Raw genomic sequence first — 18,485 nt, 5'->3', positions numbered from 1 at the left:
GCACAGTGCAGGATCTCCAACAAGGCCCGTGGGTCAGGCTGTGACCTCCGTGACACCACGTGAGGGCTGCGTCACCGGACGTAGAAAGTGATCCGCACCAAAACGGACTTACCGCAACGAGTCACCGGTCAGCAGGGGAGTCCCAGTCGCCATGATCAGGAGCGGAATGCGGGCTTCAGGCCGCCAATGTCCGTTTCGTGGGGGTCGACTGCAGGTCTGAATTGACCGGTTTGCCCATTGATCCGTGAGCAAACTCACACGGCGATCATTGAGTCTGGATGTCTTCAGAAGGGAATTGCATGTTTAGCCTGACGCTTTACAACAGCAGCCCAACTGTGAAGGCACCTGACACCCGTGAAGACGACGATGATGTTCCGCACGATAGCCAACCCGCGGCGCACGACGCTGGCGCACCTCGAGGACGCCGACGACCTGCACACCCCGGACCACCCGGAGCACTCCGTCGAACTCCCGGCCCACACGGCCAATCCCCGCCGCACCGTCCTCATGGACATCCCGGCCCAGGCCACCGCCGCGCGGTAACCGCTCCGTACGACGCCCAGGGCGCCCGCGACCACGCGCGAGGCGCCCGCCCCTCGGGTCCGCCCCGCCGCGCTAGCCTGGAGCGTCAGACTTCAGTCGGTTCAGTCAAGGGGCCAAGCATCCCGTGCGCATCGCCAGATTCTCCATCGACGGGAACGTCGCCTTCGGCGTGGTCGAGGGTGACAAGCCGGACGAGCTCGTCCTGGACATCATCAAGGGCATCCCGTTCGCGGACTTCGAGCTCTCCGGTACGAAGGTCCCGCTGAGCAAGGTCAGGCTGCTGCCGCCGGTGCTCCCCAACAAGGTCGTGGCCTTCGGCCGCAACTACGCCGAGCACGCGCGCGAGCTGGGCAACGAGGTGCCCGACGCCCCCTTCGCCTTCTTCAAGCCGTCCACCTCGGTGATCGGCCCCGGCGACGAGATCCAGTACCCGTCCTTCTCCGAGGACCTCCACCACGAGGCCGAACTGGCCGTCGTCATCGGCCGCATGTGCCGCGAGGTCCCCCGCGAGCGCGTCAAGGACGTCATCCTCGGCTACACCTGCGCCAACGACATCACCGCCCGCGACGTGCAGAAACGCGAGAAGCAGTGGGCCCGGGCCAAGGGCTTCGACACCGCCTGCCCGCTCGGCCCCTGGGTGGAGACCGACCTCGACCCCAGCGATCTCACCATCCAGCTCACGGTCAACGGCCAGCAGCGCCAGCTGGGCCGCACCACCGAGATGATCCACTCGATCGAGGAGCTGATCGTCAACATCTCCGAGGCCATGACGCTGCTCCCCGGCGACGTGATCCTCACGGGCACCCCGGCAGGGGTCGGCCCCCTCAGCGTCGGCGACGAGGTCGCCGTCACCATCGAAGGCATCGGCACTCTCACCAACAAGGTTGTCAAGCGTGGCTAGCGCACCCGGCTCCCCCGTACGCGTCCGTTTCTGCCCCTCGCCCACCGGTAACCCGCACGTGGGCCTGGTCCGCACCGCCCTGTTCAACTGGGCGTTCGCCCGCCACCACGGCGGCACTCTGGTCTTCCGCATCGAGGACACCGACGCGGCCCGCGACTCCGAGGAGTCGTACACCCAGCTGCTCGACTCGATGCGCTGGCTCGGCTTCGACTGGGACGAGGGCCCCGAGGTCGGCGGCCCGCACGCGCCGTACCGCCAGTCGCAGCGCATGGACCTCTACAAGGACGTCGCGCAGAAGCTCATCGAGGCCGGCCACGCCTACTACTGCTACTGCTCCCAGGAGGAGCTGGACACCCGCCGCGAGGCCGCCCGCGCCGCCGGCAAGCCGTCCGGCTACGACGGCCACTGCCGCGAGCTGACCGCACAGCAGGTCGCCGAGTTCCAGGCGCAGGGCCGCACGCCCATCGTCCGCTTCCGGATGCCCGACGAGGCGATCACCTTCACGGACCTGGTCCGCGGCGAGCTGACGTTCACCCCGGAGAACGTCCCGGACTACGGGATCGTACGAGCCAACGGCGCGCCCCTGTACACGCTCGTGAACCCGGTCGACGACGCCCTGATGGAGATCACCCACGTCCTGCGCGGCGAGGACCTGCTCTCCTCCACTCCGCGGCAGATCGCCCTGTACAAGGCGCTGATCGAGCTCGGCATCGCGAAGTCCGTGCCCGCCTTCGGCCACCTGCCGTATGTGATGGGCGAGGGCAACAAGAAGCTCTCCAAGCGTGACCCGCAGTCCTCGCTCAACCTCTACCGCGAGCGCGGCTTCCTCCCCGAGGGCCTGCTCAACTACCTCTCCCTCCTTGGCTGGTCACTCTCCGCCGACCAGGACATCTTCACGATGGACGAGATGGTCGCGGCCTTCGACATCGCGGACGTGAACCCCAACCCGGCCCGCTTCGACCTGAAGAAGTGCGAGGCGATCAACGGCGACCACATCCGTCTGCTGGATGTGAAGGACTTCACGGAACGCTGCGCGCCATGGCTGCGGGCCCCCTTCGCACCGTGGGCCCCGGAGGCCTTCGACGAGGCGAAGTGGCTGGCGATCGCGCCCCACGCGCAGACCCGCCTGAAGGTGCTGTCGGAGATCACGGACAACGTCGACTTCCTGTTCCTGGCGGAGCCGGTCGCGGACGAGGCCTCGTGGACCAAGGCGATGAAGGAGGGCAGCGACGCCCTGCTGCGTACGGCCCGCGAGAAGCTGGAGTCGGCCGACTGGACTTCGGCGGAGTCGTTGAAGGAGGCCGTCCTGGCCGCCGGCGAGACCCACGGCCTCAAGCTCGGCAAGGCCCAGGCCCCGGTCCGCGTCGCCGTCACCGGCCGCACGGTCGGTCTACCGCTCTTCGAATCCCTGGAGATCCTGGGCAAGGAGAAGACACTGGCCCGCGTCGACGCGGCGCTGGCGAGGCTGGCGGCGTAGAGATTGTTCATGGTGAGTTCAGGTGGACAACTCCTCTTCACTTGATCCTCACGTTCATGACAAGACCGAGAACGGTACTCAGGCTGACCCTGCCCCCCGCGCTCAGCGTCCTGCTGCTGGCCGCGGCGGGCACCCTGTCCCCGGCGTCGGCCGAGACCTACTGGACCTTCAGAAACGACTACGAGGGCACCTGTCTCACCGCGTCGACCACGACGGGCAACGTCTGGGGAGCCGCCTGCAACGACTCGCTCGCCACCCGGCAGTGGCACTGGGGCAACGAGACATACACCGACCTGCAAGGGAAGAAGTACAAGCGGCTGGTGAGCAGGGCCAACGGCAACTGCCTCACGACCGACCAGAAGACCCTCACGAACACGGTCTGGACGAGCCGCTGCGGCTCCGGCGAACAGTTCTGGAAGGCCGACGCCGACGTCGACAAGATCGAGAACGCCGACGGCTACGACCTCCGCTCCTCTTCCAACGGCGACGCGCTCTACACCAGCCCGTACCGCGTGGTGGACCTGTACGACATCGAGCCCGAGCGGTTCACCTGGTGGGGCGCGCACAGCTGACGCGTTCCCCGGACGAGCCGCCCGGCACCGGGTTACCGTCGGATCATGAGCATTCGGGCCGTGGTGTGGGACGTGGACGACACTCTCTTCGACTACACCACGGCCGACCGTGCCGGAATGCGCGCGCACCTGGTGGCTGAGGGCCTGCTCGGCGGAGACGAGTCCGTGGAGCAGGCCCTGGTGCGTTGGCGGGAGGTCACGGACCGGCAGTGGGCGCGGTTCGCCGCGGGGGAGGCGTCGTTCGAGGGCCAGCGCCGGGACCGGGTGCGGGTGTTCCTCGGCGAGGAGCTGACCGACGCCGAGGCCGACGCCTGGTTTCTGCGGTACATCGCGCACTACGAGGCCGCCTGGGCGCTCTTCCCGGACGTACTGCCCGTCCTGGACGCTCTGGCGGCCAGCCACCGGCACGCCGTGCTGTCCAACTCCAGCCTCACCGTCCAGGACCGCAAGCTGCGCGTTCTCGGCGTGCACGACCGCTTCGAGACCATCCTCTGCGCCGCGGAACTCGGTGTCTCCAAGCCGGAGGCCGGCGCCTTCCACGCGGCCTGCGAAGCCCTGGACCTCGCCCCGCGACACGTGGCGTACGTGGGCGACCACCCGGAGATCGACGGGCAGGGCGCCGCGGAGGCCGGACTGCTGTCGGTGTGGATCGACCGTGACGGCGTGTACACCGGGGCTGACGCCCTCGCCGGCCCGCACCGGATCGCCTCGCTCGCCGAACTCCCCGCGCTGCTCGGCGCGGATACCCGTTTTGGAGCCCCGTCCACCTTCGGGTAATGTTCTTCCTGCGCCGCCGGAGAGTGGGCCGAGAGGCCCGAAACCGGAGGCGCAAGCTAGAACGAGATCCCCTGAGGGGCTTGCGTTCCAGTGGCCTATGGTGTAATTGGCAGCACGACTGATTCTGGTTCAGTTAGTCTTGGTTCGAGTCCAGGTAGGCCAGCTCGCAGAGCTCATCTGCAAAGCCCCCGTTGTGTAGCGGCCTAGCACGCTGCCCTCTCAAGGCAGTAGCGCCGGTTCGAATCCGGTCGGGGGTACGGCGATCTCCGCCGAGATGATCGCTAGGGCCCCCGTTGTGTAGCGGCCTAGCACGCCGCCCTCTCAAGGCGGTAGCGCCGGTTCGAATCCGGTCGGGGGTACAAACTGGTCTAAACCACATTGGTCTATGGTGTAATTGGCAGCACGACTGATTCTGGTTCAGTTAGTCTAGGTTCGAGTCCTGGTAGACCAGCTCGGATCTGCGGCGATGTAAATCAACGCTTGCAAGATCCTCGCCCCCGTTGTGTAGCGGCCTAGCACGCCGCCCTCTCAAGGCGGTAGCGCCGGTTCGAATCCGGTCGGGGGTACACACAGTGAAGGCCCTCCACTTCGGTGGGGGGCCTTCGTCGTCCTCATGCGTCAACCGGGCGTACGGCAGCGTCAGTTCGATGTCCCAGGAGGGATCGGGGAGGGGCTGCCGCGGCGTTGAGGCGGCCCTCCCCGAGGATGTTCCCGAAACGTCAGCCGGTGCGGCGCAGGGCCTCGGAGAGGCGGGCCGCGGCGTCGATGACCGCCTGGGCGTGCATACGGCCCGGGTGGCGGGTGAGGCGCTCGATGGGGCCGGAGACCGAGACGGCGGCCACCACGCGGTTCGACGGGCCGCGTACGGGCGCGGAGACGGACGCGACGCCCGGCTCGCGCTCACCGATGGACTGGGCCCAGCCCCGGCGTCGTACGCCCGAGAGCGCGGTGGCGGTGAAGCGGGCGCCCTGGAGGCCGCGGTGCAGGCGCTCCGGCTCCTCCCAGGCCATGAGGATCTGGGCCGAGGAGCCCGCCTTCATCGTGAGCGTCGAGCCGACCGGGACCGTGTCCCGGAGGCCGGACAGGCGCTCCGCCGCGGCGACGCAGATGCGCATGTCGCCCTGGCGGCGGTAGAGCTGCGCGCTCTCGCCCGTGATGTCCCGGAGGTGGGTGAGCACCGGGCCCGCGGTGGCGAGGAGACGGTCCTCGCCGGCGGCCGCGGCCAGTTCTGCCAGGCGCGGGCCGAGAATGAAACGGCCCTGCATGTCGCGCGCCACCATACGGTGGTGTTCCAGAGCCACGGCCAGGCGGTGCGCCGTGGGTCGTGCCAGCCCGGTCGCCGCGACCAGACCCGCGAGGGTGGCCGGACCGGACTCCAGGGCGCTCAGGACAAGGGCTGCCTTGTCCAGAACGCCGACGCCGCTACTGTTGTCCATGAAACGATACTCGCGTCTCACTCTGTGAAACGCAAGTTCAATTTTCCATGGAACACGCCACTCTGGAAGACACGAAGGCACAGCGGCCCGCGGACCAACGGGCCCGGCGGTGGGCGTCCGCGAACAAGGGCGTCAGGGCGAGCCGCCTCATTTGGGGCGTCGCCGCCTCCTCAAGATCTCTAGTTGGGTCGGCGCAACTCTGGCCGGCCGGAGGGAAAGCGATGGGTAGGACACTCGCGGAGAAGGTCTGGGACGACCATGTCGTCCGGCGCGCCGAGGGCGAGCCCGACCTCCTCTTCATCGATCTGCACCTGCTGCACGAAGTGACCAGCCCGCAGGCCTTCGACGGTCTGCGCAAGAGCGGTCGCCAGGTGCGCCGGCTCGACCTGACCATCGCCACCGAGGACCACAACACCCCGACCCTCGACATCGACAAGCCCATCGCCGACCCGGTCTCCCGGATCCAGCTGGAGACGCTGCGCAAGAACTGCGCCGACTTCGGCGTACGACTGCACCCGCTGGGCGACGTCGAGCAGGGCGTCGTCCATGTCGTCGGACCGCAGCTGGGCCTCACCCAGCCCGGCACGACCGTCGTGTGCGGCGACTCCCACACCTCCACGCACGGCGCCTTCGGCGCGCTGGCGTTCGGCATCGGCACCTCCCAGGTCGAGCATGTCCTGGCCACCCAGACGCTGCCGCTGGCCCGCCCCAAGACCATGGCCATCACCGTCGAGGGCGAACTGCCCGACGGCGTCACGGCCAAGGACCTGATCCTGGCGATCATCGCCAAGATCGGTACGGGCGGCGGCCAGGGCTACATCCTGGAGTACCGCGGCCCCGCCATCGAGAAGCTCTCGATGGAGGCCCGGATGACCATCTGCAACATGTCGATCGAGGCCGGCGCCCGCGCGGGCATGATCGCTCCCGACGAGACCACCTTCGCGTACCTCGAGGGCCGCCCGCACGCGCCCGAGGGCGCCGACTGGGACGCGGCGGTGGAGTACTGGAAGACGCTGCGCACCGACGAGGACGCCGTCTTCGACGCCGAGGTCCTCATCAACGCCGACGAGCTGTCCCCGTTCGTCACCTGGGGCACCAACCCCGGCCAGGGCGCGCCGCTTTCGAGCGCGGTCCCCGACCCTGCTTCGTACGAAGACGCTTCGGAGCGCCACGCCGCCGAAAAGGCCCTGGAATACATGGGGTTGGAGGCCGGGCAGCCGCTGGGCTCCATCAAGGTGGACACCGTCTTCGTAGGCTCGTGCACCAACGGCCGTATCGAGGACCTGCGCGCGGCCGCCGAGATCATGAAGGACCGCAAAGTCGCCGACGGCGTACGGATGCTGGTCGTGCCCGGCTCCGCGCGGGTCGGTCTGCAGGCCGTCTCCGAGGGCCTGGACCTCGTCTTCAAGGAGGCCGGCGCCGAATGGCGGCACGCGGGCTGCTCGATGTGTCTGGGCATGAACCCCGACCAGCTGGCGCCCGGTGAGCGCTCGGCGTCCACCTCCAACCGCAACTTCGAGGGCAGGCAGGGCAAGGGCGGTCGTACGCACCTGGTGTCGCCGCAGGTCGCCGCCGCGACCGCCGTGCTCGGCCACCTGGCGTCCCCCGCCGACCTGAACGACCAGTCTGCCGTCCGTACGCCCGCTGGAGTCTGAGAACCATGGCCATGGAAGCATTCACCACCCACACCGGCCGGGCCGTCCCGCTGCGTCGCAGCAACGTCGACACCGACCAGATCATCCCTGCTCACTGGCTCAAGAAGGTCACGCGGGACGGTTTCGAGGACGGATTGTTCGAGGCCTGGCGCAAGGACGAGAACTTCATCCTCAACCGGCCCGAGCGGCAGGGCGCGAGCGTTCTGGTCGCCGGCCCCGACTTCGGCACCGGCTCCTCGCGCGAGCACGCCGTCTGGGCGCTGCAGAACTACGGCTTCAAGACGGTGATCTCGTCCCGCTTCGCCGACATCTTCCGCGGCAACTCGCTCAAGAACGGCCTGCTCACGGTGGTTCTGGAGCAGAAGATCGTGGACGCGCTGTGGGAACTCACCGAGAAGGACGCGACTGCCGAGGTCACTGTTGACCTTGAGGCTCGTGAGGTGCGCGCCGAGGGCATCACCGCCGCCTTCGAGCTGGACGAGAACGCCCGCTGGCGGCTGTTGAACGGGCTGGACGACATCTCCATCACGCTCCAGAACGAGGCCGACATCGCGGCGTACGAAGCCAAGCGTCCGTCGTACAAGCCGTGGACGCTGAAGGTCTGAGCCGAGAGCGCCGCAAGAGCTGAGTCGAAGGCCCGGCGCAAGTCGAGTTTCGGCCACCACAACACCCCCGCTGTACCCCCGATCAGCTCGATCGGGGGTACAGCTTTGTCTGCACCCGAACGGCCCTGCGTGGATCGGCGGGTGTCTTCAACTTCCCACGTTAGAGCGGTTGTTGCCGGGGTACGCGAGTCTTGTAGCCGCGGCTTTCGCGCGTGCCCGGAAGGCCGTTTGAGGCGGCAGTTGCACCCTGGGCAGGCGACAACTCGCCCCAGATGGCACAATCTGTGCATGGAACACGACGGCCAACTCGAGCTCTATGCGGCAGTCGCGGGCCAACTGAAGGAAGCGCACGCAAGGGTGCGCGCACTGCAAGTCCCGGAGGGCGTACGGATGGCGCTGACCCGGAAGCTGCTGGTCATTACGGCCGCGGCCAAGCACGATCTCGCCGATGCGACAAGGCGTCTGGAGCGGTTCACTGCCGACCTCGACGAGGGTCGATTCCCCGAAGAGGAACGCTGAACAGCCCTTAAGACCGTCGAGTCCGCTGCGGCACAAGGGTGATAAGCCCGTTTCGTGTTTGATTTGCGGTATATATCTGCCTAACGTGCGAAAAAGCTTGAACACTTTCGTTCTGGCGATGTCTCCGAAGGGGAAGACGTGAACAAGGCGCAGCTCGTAGAAGCGATTGCCGACAAGATGGGCGGCCGCCAGCAGGCCGCCGATGCTGTCGACCACGTACTGGACGCGATCGTCCGCGCGGTCGTCTCGGGTGAGCGGGTGTCGGTCACCGGCTTCGGTTCGTTCGAGAAGGTCGACCGTCCCGCCCGTTACGCCCGCAACCCTCAGACCGGCGAGCGGGTTCGGGTCAAGAAGACCTCCGTGCCGCGCTTCCGCGCGGGCCAGGGCTTCAAGGACCTGGTGAGCGGCTCGAAGAAGCTCCCGCGCGGTGGCGAGGTCGCCGTCAAGAAGGCGCCCAAGGGCAGCCTGACCGGCGGTGCCTCGGCCACGGTCAAGAAGGCCGCGGCCAAGAAGACCACCAAGGCGGCCGCCGCGAAGAAGACCACGGCGAGGAAGGCGGCGGCGAAGAAGGCCACGCCGGCCGCCAAGAAGACCACGGCGAAGAAGACGACCGCGAAGAAGACCACCGCGGCCGCCAAGAAGACCGCGGCCAAGAAGACCACCGCCAAGAAGGCGACGGCCAAGAAGGCCCCGGCGAAGAAGGCGACGGCCAAGAAGGCCCCCGCCAAGAAGTCGTCCGCGCGCAAGACCACCGCCAAGAGGGCCACCGCTCGCTAGTAAGCGGGGCACAGGGGTACTCACGTGCCGGGCCGGACTCCCTCATGGAGTCCGGCCCGCGGTGTTTTTCGCCGCGTTCACAGGGTCTGTAGCGTCACCAGCGTGATGCGCGGGCCGTCCTTGGGGCCCTCCACCTCGATCCGAACGCGTTGCCCGGGGCGGAGCAGGCGGAGGCCGCCGGCGTCGAAGGCGGGGGCGTCGAAGGGGAGGGGGGTGCCGTCGTCGAGCAGCACGCTGCCGGTTCGGGTGGTTGCGTCGTAGGTGTATGCGGTGGCCTGCATGCTCACAGAGTATGGGCTGCCTTGGGTTGTTCGTTGGGTGCGGCGCCGTTGGGGCTGGTCGCGCCCACGCGGCGGAGCCGCATATCGATACAGCCCCGCGCCCCTACGGGGCGCTCTCACAACCCCGTGATCAAGAGGCGTGCCGTTGCCTTTGCTGTTCTTGGGCCTACTCCCAGTGTCAGTGCCGTGCGCAGATCCTCGCCGGTGTCCACGTCCTGGCGTACGGAATCCACCGCGTCCAGGGTCAGTTCCACCGCGCCGGAGGCGTGGTGGCGGGCTCGGGAATCGGTGCCGAATTGTGGGTGCAATTCCCGGCCGGGGGTGGCTGCCAGCAGAGTTGTGCCGATTGCGGCCGCATCCGGGAGAAAAGCGCGGGGGAATTCCGCGGCCGCGTTCAGGACTCGGGCCAATTCCGCTGGCCGCAGGGCGGGAAGATCGGCGTTGAGTGCGGCCAGGGCGGTGCGGGGGCGGGACGCCCGTACGACCGTCGCGGCGTGCGTCAGAGCCGCGTTCAGGCCGCCCGCGGGTTCGTCGGGGACGATACGGGCGCCCAGTGCGGCCAGCTCACGGCCGGCCAGGGCGTCGCCCGTGACGACCGCCACATCACGGACCGCCGGGCAGACCAGCGCGGCCGCCACGGTGTCCTGGGCGAAGGCGAGGGCGAGGCCCGGGCGCAGCCCGTCGGCGGCGGTGTCCGAGAGCCTGCTCTTGGCGTGCGCCAAAGGCTTCAGGGGTATCACCAAGGTCCACTGCACCAGCGTTCGTCCCTCTCTTGTCGCGGCCATTGTCACCTGCCATCTGGCGGGCGGGTGCTCGGGGCGTACGGTGTTCTCGACAGACCGGCGGCCTGGGGCGACACTTGTGCGGCCCCTCAGGCCCTAGAGGGAGGTGTCCGCGTGCCCCGCCGCAGAATCGGCTTCTGGTACCGCTTCGCAGCGGTCCTCTGCAAACCGCCGCTGGTGGTTCTGATCAAGCGGGACTGGCGTGGAATGGAGCACATTCCGGCCGAGGGCGGATTTATCACCGCGGTGAACCACAATTCGCACATCGACCCCTTCGGCTACGGGCACTTTCAGTACAACACCGGCCGTGTTCCGCGATTCCTCGCGAAGAGCAGTCTTTTCAGGAAGGGGTTCGTCGGCGCCGCGATGCGCGGCACCCGGCAGATCCCCGTCTACCGGGAAACCACGGACGCGCTGAGCGCGTTCCGGGCCGCGATCGCCGCCGTGGAGCGCGGCGAGTGCGTGGTGTTCTACCCCGAGGGAACGATCACTCGTGACCCGGACCAGTGGCCCATGACCGCCAAGACCGGTGCCGCGCGCGTCGCCCTGCAGACCAAGTGCCCGGTGATTCCCGTCGCCCAGTGGGGCGCCAACGAACTGCTGCCGCCGTACGCCAAGAAGCTCAACGTCCTTCCGCGCAAGACCCACCACGTGCTCGCGGGCCCGCCCGTCGACCTGACGCGCTTCTACGACGAGGAGATGACCCCGGAGCTGCTGAAGGAGGCGACCGAGGTCATCATGGCCGCCATCACTCGCCAGCTGGAGGACATCCGCGGTGAGAAGGCGCCCGAGACGCCGTACGACCCGCGCCAGGAGCGGATCGAGCAGCGGCGCAGGAGCAGGGTCCAGACGGAGGGCAAGGCCGTACAGGAAGAGGGGCAGGGCACGTGAGCAAGCCGGTCAAGGCGGCTGTCTTCAGCGCCGGTTCGTGGGGTACCGCCTTCGGCATGGTGCTCGCCGACGCGGGCTGCGAGGTCACCCTCTGGGCGCGTCGGCCGGAGGTCGCCGACGCCATCAACTCCAGCCGGATGAACCCCGAGTACTTCCCCGGCATCGAGCTCCCGGAGAACCTGCGGGCCACCACCGACCCCGCCGAGGCCGCGGCCGGCGCCGACTTCACGGTCCTGTCCGTCCCCTCGCAGACCCTGCGCGGCAATCTCGCCGAGTGGGTGCCGCTGCTCGCACCGGGCACGATCCTCGTCTCCCTCATGAAGGGTGTCGAACTCGGCACCGCCATGCGGATGAGCGAGGTCATCGAGGACGTCGCCAAGGTGGGCCAGGACCGTATCGCCGTCGTCACCGGGCCCAACCTCGCCCGTGAGATCGCCGCCCGGATGCCGGCCGCCTCCGTGGTCGCCTGCACCGACGAGGCCATGGCCCAGCGGCTCCAGGCCGCCTGCCACACGCCGTACTTCCGCCCGTACACGAACACCGACGTGGTGGGCTGCGAGTTGGGCGGTGCCGTGAAGAACGTCATCGGCCTCGCCGTCGGCATCGCGGACGGCATGGGGCTCGGTGACAACGCGAAGGGGTCCTTGATCACACGCGGTCTCGCCGAGACCACCCGGCTGGGCCTCGCGATGGGCGCCGACCCGCTGACGTTCTCCGGACTCGCGGGCCTGGGCGACCTGGTGGCGACCTGCTCCTCGCCGCTGTCCCGCAACCACACCTTCGGCACCAACCTCGGCAAGGGCATGACCCTCCAGGAGACCATCGCGGTCACCAAGCAGACCGCCGAGGGCGTCAAGTCCTGTGAGTCCGTGCTGGATCTGGCCCGCAGGCACGGTGTCGACATGCCGATCACGGAGACGGTCGTCGGCATCGTGCACGAGGGCAAGCCTCCGGTGGTCGCCCTCAAGGAGCTGATGTCGCGCAGCGCGAAGCCCGAACGACGCTGAGCGACGCCCGGGCAACACCGGGATACGGACGCTGTGTCCGGGCGCTACCAACGGGTACCCTCAACGCGATATGAGCACCGAGAACCTCCCCCAGAGCCCCCAGCAGCCGCCTCGCAAGGCGCGCGTGGCCGTCGTGTTCGGCGGACGCAGCTCCGAACACGGGATCTCCGTGGTCACGGCCGGCGCCGTCCTCAGCGCCATCGACCGGACCAAGTACGACGTCCTGCCGATCGGCATCACCCAGGACGGCCGCTGGGCGCTCACCGCCGACGAACCGGAACGCATGGCGATCACCGAGCGCCGTACGCCCAACGTCGCGGAGCTCGCCGAGTCGAGCGAGGGCGGTGTGGTGCTCCCCGTCGACCCGGGAAACCGCGAAGTCGTCTACAGCGAGCCCGGATCGGTGCCCAAGGCGCTCGGTGAGGTCGACGTCGTCTTCCCTGTCCTGCACGGCCCGTACGGCGAGGACGGCACCCTCCAGGGCCTCCTGGAGCTGTCCGGAGTGCCGTACGTGGGCTCGGGTGTGCTCGCCTCGGCCGTCGGCCAGGACAAGGAGTACATGAAGCGGGTGTTCACGTCGTTCGGGCTGGCGGTCGGCCCGTACGTGGTGATCCGGCCCCGTGAGTGGGAGCAGGACGAGTCCGGCGCCCGCAAGAAGATCGTCGACTTCGCCGGCGAGCACGGCTGGCCGCTCTTCGTGAAGCCCGCGCGCGCGGGTTCGTCGATCGGCATCACCAAGGTCGACGACCTGGCAGGGCTCGACGACGCGATCGCCGAGGCCCAGCGCCACGACCCCAAGATCCTCGTCGAGGCCGCGCTGCGCGGCCGTGAGATCGAGTGCGGCGTGCTGGACTTCGAGGACGGCCCGCGGGCCTCGGTGCCCTCCGAGATCCCCTCGCCCGAGACCCACGCCTACTACGACTTCGAGGCCAAGTACATCGACTCCACCCCGGGCATCGTCCCCGCGCCGCTCACGCCTCAGGAGACGGCCGAAGTCCAGAAGCTCGCCGTCGACGCCTTCGAGGCAGCCTCCTGCGAAGGCCTCGTCCGCGCCGACTTCTTCCTCACGGACCAGGGCTTCGTCATCAACGAGATCAACACCATGCCCGGCATGACCCCGATCTCGATGTACCCCCAGATGTGGCAGGCGAGCGGAGTCGGCTACCCGGAGCTGGTGGACAGGCTGATCCAGGCGGCACTGCGCAGGTCGACGGGCTTGCGGTGACTGAGGTCCCCCCTGCGCTCAGTCGGCGATGCCCTCCGGCACCGCCTTCTTGACGGCGGGCGCCAGATCGACCAGTGGCGCCAAGCCGTCACCCGTGCGGTCCTTGGGGATGGTCACCTCCACGTATGCCTTGCGCAACGTCGTGATGAACCGGAAGTCACCGCTGTCCTGCTCCTGCAGCAACCACCCGACGCCGTTCACATCGACCCCGTCGGACTCGGAGTCGTTCATCTCCTCAGGCCGCTCAACACCGCACCGCAGTATGATCGCCGGGTCCCCCCACCCCGCGGTCAACGCGGAGGCAGGTTCGGGATCCCGGCGATCCTGACCGTCGACCTTGGACGGCAACTCCGTGTCCAGGTTTCGGCACAGCTTCGTGACCTTGGTGCCCGGACCGGGAACCGCGGCCCGGGCACTGTCGTCTGCTGAGGAGCAGCCCGCGACGGTGATCAACAGAGCGATGGTGGGAAGACCGATGAGCCGGTGGGGAAAGCAGGTCACCGGCCAAGGGTAGAGGGGGCTACAGATGAACGACCGGGCAGGTCAGGGTTCGCGTGATGCCGTCCACTTGCTGGACCTTGGCGACCACCATGCGACCGAGGTCGTCGACGGTGTCCGCTTGCGCACGCACGATCACGTCATAAGGTCCTGTCACGTCCTCGGCCTGGATCACCCCAGGAATCTTGCTGATCGTTTCGGCGACGGTCGACGCTTTGCCGACCTCCGTCTGGATCAGGATGTACGCCTGTACCACGGAACCTCCAGGGCGGCCACGAGGATCATGTGGGGAAAAGGAACGCCACGGTATCGCGTCGCCGCTCGCCGCGGGGAGACCTGCGGGGACCGGGGCTTGCGCGCCGGGGTGCAGGCACGACAGAAGTTGACGGTCGACTCGACCGTATCGAGGACACTGGTGACGCGCGACCGGGCACGGACAGGCACAGAAGGGGCGAAAGGACAATGAAGGGCACTGTTGGTGAGCTGGGGGAGTTCGGGCTCATCAGGGAGCTCACCTCCCGTCTCACCACCACCCCGGCGGTCCGGGTCGGCCCCGGCGACGACGCCGCGGTGGTCGCCGCACCCGACCGCAGGGTCGTGGCGAGCACCGACATCCTCGTCGAGGGGCGGCACTTCCGCCGCGACTGGTCCACGGCCTACGACGTGGGCCGCAAGGCCGCCGCGCAGAACCTGGCGGACATCGCGGCCATGGGTGCCGTACCGACCGCGCTGCTGCTCGGCCTGGTCGTCCCGGCCGAACTCCCGGTGGCCTGGCCGACCGAGATGATGGACGGGCTGCGCGACGAGTGCCAGGTCGCGGGGGCGTCGGTGGTCGGCGGGGATGTCGTACGAGGCGACATGATCGTGGTGTCCATCACCGCGCTCGGCGATCTGCGCAACCAGGAGCCCGTGACGCGGGGCGGTGCGCAGCCCGGGGACATCGTCGCGGTGACGGGCTGGCTGGGCTGGTCGGCGGCCGGGTACGCGGTGCTGTCGCGCGGGTTCCGTTCACCGCGGGCCTTCGTGGAGGCGCACCGGCGCCCGGAGCCGCCGTATCACGCGGGACCGGCGGCGGCCGGGCTCGGCGCGACCGCGATGTGCGACGTGAGCGACGGGCTGATCGCCGACCTCGGGCATATCGCGGAGGCCAGCAAGGTCCGTATCGACATCCGCTCCGGCGCGATCGACATCCCCTCCCAGATGAACGACATCGGGCAGGCCGTCGGCGTCGACCCCATGCAGTGGGTGCTCACCGGGGGAGAGGACCACGCGATCGTGGCGACGTTCCCGCCGGACGTGAAGCTGCCCGCCCGCTGGAAGGTCATCGGCGAGGTGCTCAACCCCTCGGCGCTGCCCCAGGTGACGGTCGACGGGGCGCCGTGGACCAGCAAGGGCGGCTGGGACCACTTCGGGGACATCGAGTCGTGAGCGCGCCGCCGAGGGTGCTGACGGTCGCGGGCTCCGACTCGGGCGGAGGCGCCGGAATCCAGGCCGACTTGAAGACGATGCTGGCGCTCGGCGTGCACGGCATGAGCGTCGTCACCGCGGTGACCGCGCAGAACTCCCTCGGCGTGCAGGGGGCTTGGCCGCTGCCCGTGGAAGCGGTGCGGGCCCAGTACCGGAGCGTCGTCGACGACATCGGCGTACAGGCCGTGAAAACCGGGATGCTCGCGTCCCCCGAACTCGTCGAGGCCGTGGCCGAGTTGATCGCCGGTACGGACGCTCCGGCCGTGATCGACCCCGTGGGTGTCTCCAAGCACGGGGACTCGCTGCTGGCGTCGTCCGCGCTGGATTCCGTACGGACGAAGCTGCTGCCGGTCGCCACGGTGGCGACGCCCAACCTCGACGAGGTGGCCCAACTCACGGGCGTGCGCGTGGAGTCGGAGGAGCAGCTGCGGAGGGCCGCGGCGGCCGTTCTCGCCTACGGGCCGCGCTGGGTGCTGATCAAGGGTGGGCATCTGCCTGGGGACGCCGTGGATCTGCTCACCGACGGGGCGGAGGAGCACTGGCTGCGGGCGCCCCGGCACGACAACCGGCACACGCACGGCACGGGCTGCACGCTCGCCTCGGCGATCGCTTCAGGGCTGGCGAAGGGGCTGCCGGTGCCGGAGGCGGTGGCGGCGGCGAAGGAGTACGTCACCGGGGCGATCGAGGCGGGGTTCGCTCTCGGTGGGGGGATCGGGCCGGTGGATCATGGGTGGCGGTTCAGGGCGGACGTCTAGGTGCGCGTACAGCGTGCGCGTACAGCAAAAAGCCGGTCCACCAGAGGTGGACCGGCTTCTGCAGCGAACCAGCAGTGGCCGCGCGCTACCGCGTAGCGTCAGCGCGAGACCTTGCCGGCCTTGATGCACGAGGTGCAGGCGTTCACGCGCTTCGGCGTCCCGCCGACCACGGTACGGACGCGCTGGATGTTCGGGTTCCAGCGACGGGACGTACGGCGGTGCGAGTGCGAGATGTTGTTGCCGAAGCCCGGCCCCTTGCCGCAGACGTCGCAGTTGGCAGCCACGGGTCACTCCAAAGACTTCAGATGCACTTACGGTTGAACCCGGCAGGCCGGGATCAGGATCGCAGGAAAGAGATCTGAGTGGCGTTGCCAGGGAAATGGCCCGATCTGCATCGGGCAACCGGAGCAGCATACAACGACTGCGCCAGTACAACGAAACTACCATGGCTGCTCAGGGCCCCGCTCCAGCCCACTTCCGGTGGACACCGGCCCGGGGTCTACGCTGCGTGCCACGTCCAGCACTCAAGGAGGCGCAGGTGGCGCAGGTGCCGCAGACATTCTTCGATGCTCTCGCGGTGCGCACCTGGTGCGGTCTCGCGCTGGAGGCGCTGGGGCGCTCGCGTGAGGAGATCGACGCGATCAACGTCTACCCGGTGGCCGACGGGGACACCGGCACGAACCTGTATCTGACGGTGGAGTCGGCGCTCGCCGCGGTCGAGGCGGTCTTCACCGGCCACGAGGTCGGGGGCGGTGCGGGGGCGCCGTCGCTGGCCGACACCGTGCAGGCCATGGCGCACGGGGCGCTGCTCGGGGCGCGCGGGAACTCCGGGACGATTCTGGCGCAGCTGCTGCGGGGGATGGCGCAGGTGCTCGCTGCCGCTGGAGACGGTGGTGCCTCTTCTCTTGGTGAGGCCTCTGGTGAGGCTTCTGGTGAGACCCCTCACAGTGATGCCCGCGGGTTGCGGATCGCGCTCCGGCACGCGGCCGACTCCGCCCGGCAGGCCGTGGCCCACCCCGTGGAGGGCACGGTTCTCACGGTCGCCTCGGCCGCCGCGGACGCCGCCACCGGAGCCGAGGGGGACTGCGGGACGGTCGCGCGGGCGGCCTACGAAGGCGCGCGGGCGGCCCTCGCCGCGACACCGGGCCAGCTGGCCGTCCTGGAGCGCGCGGGCGTCGTGGACGCGGGCGGGCGGGGGTTGGTGGCGGTGCTGGGGGCGCTGGTGGAGACGTTCACGGGGGAGCGGCCGGCGGCGGTGGCCGTGGCGTCGCCCGTGCCCGTGGCCGTGGCGGCGCCGGTGGACGGGGAGCACGCGCGCGTGCCCGCCGAAAGCCTCGTCGACTGCCTGGACGGGGCAGCCGACCTGGAGGAAGGCGGGCCCGCCTTCGAGGTGATCTACCTGCTGGAGGCCGAGGACGCGGCCGTGACCCGGTTGCGGGAGCGCCTCGACGCGCTCGGGGACTCGCTCGTCGTGGTCGGCGGCGACGGGCTGTGGAACGTCCATGTGCACGTGGACGACGCGGGCGCCGCCGTGGAGGCGGGCGTCGAGGCCGGGCGGCCGTACCGGATCAGGATCACGCACTTCGCCGTCGGTGACGTGCACACCACCGGCGGCGGACGCCCGCCCCGGGAGCGCGTCCAGCGTGCCGTCGTGGCCGTGGTGCCCGGCGAGGGGCTGGCCGGGCTGTACACCGAGGCGGGCGCGACCACGGTGCTCGCGCGCCCCGGCGAGCCGCCCGCGAGCGGGGAGCTCGTCGACGCCGTACGACGGGCCCACGCACTCGAGGTCGTCCTGCTGCCCAATGACGCCGACCTGCGTCACACCGCCGCCGCGGCGGCCGAGCAGGCGCGCACGGAGGGCATCCGGGTGGCGCTGATCCCGACGCGCTCGGCGGTGCAGGGGATCGCGGCGCTGGCCGTGCACGAGCCGGACCGCCGGTTCGACGAGGACGTCGTCCAGATGACCTCGGCGGCCGGCGCGACCCGCTACGCCGAGGTGACCGTCGCCGAACGCCAGTCCTGGACCACGGCCGGGATCTGCCAGGCCGGTGACGTCCTCGGCCTCATCGACGGCGACGTGGCCGTGATCGGCTCGGAGGTCACCGCCACCGCCGAGACCGTCATCGACCGCATGCTCCAGGCGGGCGGCGAGATGGTCACCCTCGTCCTCGGCGACGAGGCACCCGACTCCATCGCCGAGCGCGTCGAAGCGCGCGTACGGGAGGTGTACCTCGCCGTCGACACGGTGGTGTACCGGGGTGGGCGGCAGGGGTCGCTGCTGCTCATCGGCGTCGAGTAGGCCGGATTGCTTTAAAGG

General features: G+C 69.2%; 21 protein-coding genes and 5 tRNA genes. 20 read left to right on the top strand and 6 right to left on the bottom strand.

Going from position 1 to position 18,485, the window contains the following annotated elements:
- Positions 1-354 precede the first annotated feature (354 nt).
- The 10 genes from OG828_RS15900 to OG828_RS15855 all read left to right on the top strand — a co-directional run bounded on the left by OG828_RS15900 (position 355) and on the right by OG828_RS15855 (position 4,836).
- Entirely contained in the window at positions 355-543 is a 189-nt protein-coding gene (locus OG828_RS15900; protein WP_210577346.1) for a hypothetical protein, read from the top strand.
- Positions 544-667: 124 nt separating this feature from the next.
- Positions 668-1,444: a fumarylacetoacetate hydrolase family protein gene (locus tag OG828_RS15895; protein WP_210577348.1), complete on the top strand. Its 777-nt coding sequence runs from the start codon at positions 668-670 to the stop codon at positions 1,442-1,444.
- On the top strand, positions 1,437-2,921 hold the full coding sequence (gene gltX / locus OG828_RS15890) for a glutamate--tRNA ligase (RefSeq protein ID WP_328501509.1): 1,485 nt from the start codon (positions 1,437-1,439) through the stop codon (positions 2,919-2,921). The genes OG828_RS15895 and gltX overlap by 8 nt, the downstream gene beginning before the upstream one ends.
- Before the next feature lie 56 nt (positions 2,922-2,977).
- On the top strand, positions 2,978-3,493 hold the full coding sequence (locus OG828_RS15885) for a hypothetical protein (protein ID WP_328356339.1): 516 nt from the start codon (positions 2,978-2,980) through the stop codon (positions 3,491-3,493).
- 45 nt (positions 3,494-3,538) lie between these two features.
- The gene (locus OG828_RS15880) at positions 3,539-4,270 is read left to right on the top strand and encodes an HAD family hydrolase (protein WP_328438394.1); all 732 of its coding nucleotides are present in this window, start codon (positions 3,539-3,541) and stop codon (positions 4,268-4,270) included.
- A gap of 91 nt (positions 4,271-4,361) precedes the next feature.
- A tRNA-Gln gene (locus OG828_RS15875) sits at positions 4,362-4,433 on the top strand.
- Positions 4,434-4,454: 21 nt separating this feature from the next.
- Positions 4,455-4,527 (top strand) — tRNA-Glu (locus OG828_RS15870).
- Between the two features lie 29 nt (positions 4,528-4,556).
- Positions 4,557-4,629, top strand: a tRNA-Glu gene (locus OG828_RS15865).
- A 20-nt stretch (positions 4,630-4,649) separates the two neighbouring features.
- Positions 4,650-4,721 (top strand) — tRNA-Gln (locus OG828_RS15860).
- 42 nt (positions 4,722-4,763) lie between these two features.
- A tRNA-Glu gene (locus OG828_RS15855) sits at positions 4,764-4,836 on the top strand.
- Positions 4,837-4,989: 153 nt separating this feature from the next.
- On the opposite strand, the gene ndgR is transcribed toward OG828_RS15855, so the two are convergent.
- The gene (gene ndgR / locus OG828_RS15850) at positions 4,990-5,706 is read right to left on the bottom strand and encodes an IclR family transcriptional regulator NdgR (RefSeq protein WP_007384919.1); all 717 of its coding nucleotides are present in this window, start codon (positions 5,704-5,706) and stop codon (positions 4,990-4,992) included.
- Positions 5,707-5,927: 221 nt separating this feature from the next.
- Here ndgR and leuC point away from each other — a divergent pair, with 221 nt between their 5' ends.
- The 4 genes from leuC (at position 5,928) to OG828_RS15830 (ending at position 9,262) form a co-directional block, all read left to right on the top strand.
- The gene (leuC, locus tag OG828_RS15845) at positions 5,928-7,361 is read left to right on the top strand and encodes a 3-isopropylmalate dehydratase large subunit (protein WP_328356333.1); all 1,434 of its coding nucleotides are present in this window, start codon (positions 5,928-5,930) and stop codon (positions 7,359-7,361) included.
- Positions 7,362-7,372: 11 nt separating this feature from the next.
- Positions 7,373-7,966, top strand: coding sequence for a 3-isopropylmalate dehydratase small subunit (gene leuD, locus OG828_RS15840; protein WP_328371888.1), 594 nt, complete (start codon positions 7,373-7,375; stop codon positions 7,964-7,966).
- Positions 7,967-8,254: 288 nt separating this feature from the next.
- A complete protein-coding gene (locus tag OG828_RS15835) occupies positions 8,255-8,485 on the top strand; it encodes a hypothetical protein (protein WP_210577360.1) in 231 nt (76 codons plus the stop codon).
- 138 nt (positions 8,486-8,623) lie between these two features.
- Positions 8,624-9,262, top strand: a complete 639-nt coding sequence (locus tag OG828_RS15830) for an HU family DNA-binding protein (RefSeq protein WP_328501508.1) — start codon at positions 8,624-8,626, stop codon at positions 9,260-9,262.
- Between the two features lie 77 nt (positions 9,263-9,339).
- Here OG828_RS15830 and OG828_RS15825 read toward each other — a convergent pair whose 3' ends face one another.
- Together OG828_RS15825 and cofC are read right to left on the bottom strand one after the other, a co-directional pair.
- On the bottom strand, positions 9,340-9,543 hold the full coding sequence (locus OG828_RS15825) for a hypothetical protein (RefSeq protein ID WP_328356325.1): 204 nt from the start codon (positions 9,541-9,543) through the stop codon (positions 9,340-9,342).
- Positions 9,544-9,659: 116 nt separating this feature from the next.
- Complete coding sequence (gene cofC, locus OG828_RS15820; protein ID WP_328504878.1) at positions 9,660-10,298, bottom strand: 2-phospho-L-lactate guanylyltransferase; 639 nt, start codon at positions 10,296-10,298, stop codon at positions 9,660-9,662.
- A gap of 141 nt (positions 10,299-10,439) precedes the next feature.
- Here cofC and OG828_RS15815 point away from each other — a divergent pair, with 141 nt between their 5' ends.
- From OG828_RS15815 to OG828_RS15805, 3 genes are all read left to right on the top strand, one after another.
- A complete protein-coding gene (locus tag OG828_RS15815; protein WP_328501507.1) occupies positions 10,440-11,216 on the top strand; it encodes a lysophospholipid acyltransferase family protein in 777 nt (258 codons plus the stop codon).
- Positions 11,213-12,223 (top strand): NAD(P)H-dependent glycerol-3-phosphate dehydrogenase, encoded by a 1,011-nt coding sequence (locus OG828_RS15810; protein WP_210577382.1) that lies wholly within the window; start codon positions 11,213-11,215, stop codon positions 12,221-12,223. Before OG828_RS15815 ends, OG828_RS15810 begins: the two co-directional genes overlap by 4 nt.
- 70 nt (positions 12,224-12,293) lie before the next feature.
- Complete coding sequence (locus tag OG828_RS15805; RefSeq protein WP_328501506.1) at positions 12,294-13,448, top strand: D-alanine--D-alanine ligase family protein; 1,155 nt, start codon at positions 12,294-12,296, stop codon at positions 13,446-13,448.
- A gap of 18 nt (positions 13,449-13,466) precedes the next feature.
- On the opposite strand, the gene OG828_RS15800 is transcribed toward OG828_RS15805, so the two are convergent.
- Both OG828_RS15800 and OG828_RS15795 read right to left on the bottom strand, forming a co-directional pair.
- The gene (locus OG828_RS15800) at positions 13,467-13,949 is read right to left on the bottom strand and encodes a DUF3515 domain-containing protein (RefSeq protein ID WP_328501505.1); all 483 of its coding nucleotides are present in this window, start codon (positions 13,947-13,949) and stop codon (positions 13,467-13,469) included.
- A gap of 19 nt (positions 13,950-13,968) precedes the next feature.
- Positions 13,969-14,202, bottom strand: coding sequence for an Lrp/AsnC family transcriptional regulator (locus OG828_RS15795; protein WP_003997603.1), 234 nt, complete (start codon positions 14,200-14,202; stop codon positions 13,969-13,971).
- A 206-nt stretch (positions 14,203-14,408) separates the two neighbouring features.
- On the opposite strand from OG828_RS15795, the gene OG828_RS15790 reads away from it, so the two are divergent.
- Positions 14,409-15,374: a thiamine-phosphate kinase gene (locus tag OG828_RS15790; RefSeq protein ID WP_210577387.1), complete on the top strand. Its 966-nt coding sequence runs from the start codon at positions 14,409-14,411 to the stop codon at positions 15,372-15,374.
- Positions 15,371-16,168 (top strand): bifunctional hydroxymethylpyrimidine kinase/phosphomethylpyrimidine kinase, encoded by a 798-nt coding sequence (thiD, locus tag OG828_RS15785; protein ID WP_328501504.1) that lies wholly within the window; start codon positions 15,371-15,373, stop codon positions 16,166-16,168. The genes OG828_RS15790 and thiD overlap by 4 nt, the downstream gene beginning before the upstream one ends.
- Before the next feature lie 98 nt (positions 16,169-16,266).
- Here thiD and rpmB read toward each other — a convergent pair whose 3' ends face one another.
- Positions 16,267-16,452 (bottom strand): 50S ribosomal protein L28, encoded by a 186-nt coding sequence (gene rpmB / locus OG828_RS15780; RefSeq protein WP_003993230.1) that lies wholly within the window; start codon positions 16,450-16,452, stop codon positions 16,267-16,269.
- Between the two features lie 254 nt (positions 16,453-16,706).
- Between rpmB and OG828_RS15775 the strand changes: the two genes are divergently transcribed.
- Positions 16,707-18,467 (top strand): DAK2 domain-containing protein, encoded by a 1,761-nt coding sequence (locus OG828_RS15775; RefSeq protein ID WP_328504877.1) that lies wholly within the window; start codon positions 16,707-16,709, stop codon positions 18,465-18,467.
- Positions 18,468-18,485: the final 18 nt, after the last annotated feature.

Origin of the sequence: Streptomyces sp. NBC_00457 (assembly GCF_036014015.1) — a bacterium.
Classification (GTDB): domain Bacteria; phylum Actinomycetota; class Actinomycetes; order Streptomycetales; family Streptomycetaceae; genus Streptomyces.
This window is presented reverse-complemented; position numbering and strand designations above follow the sequence as displayed.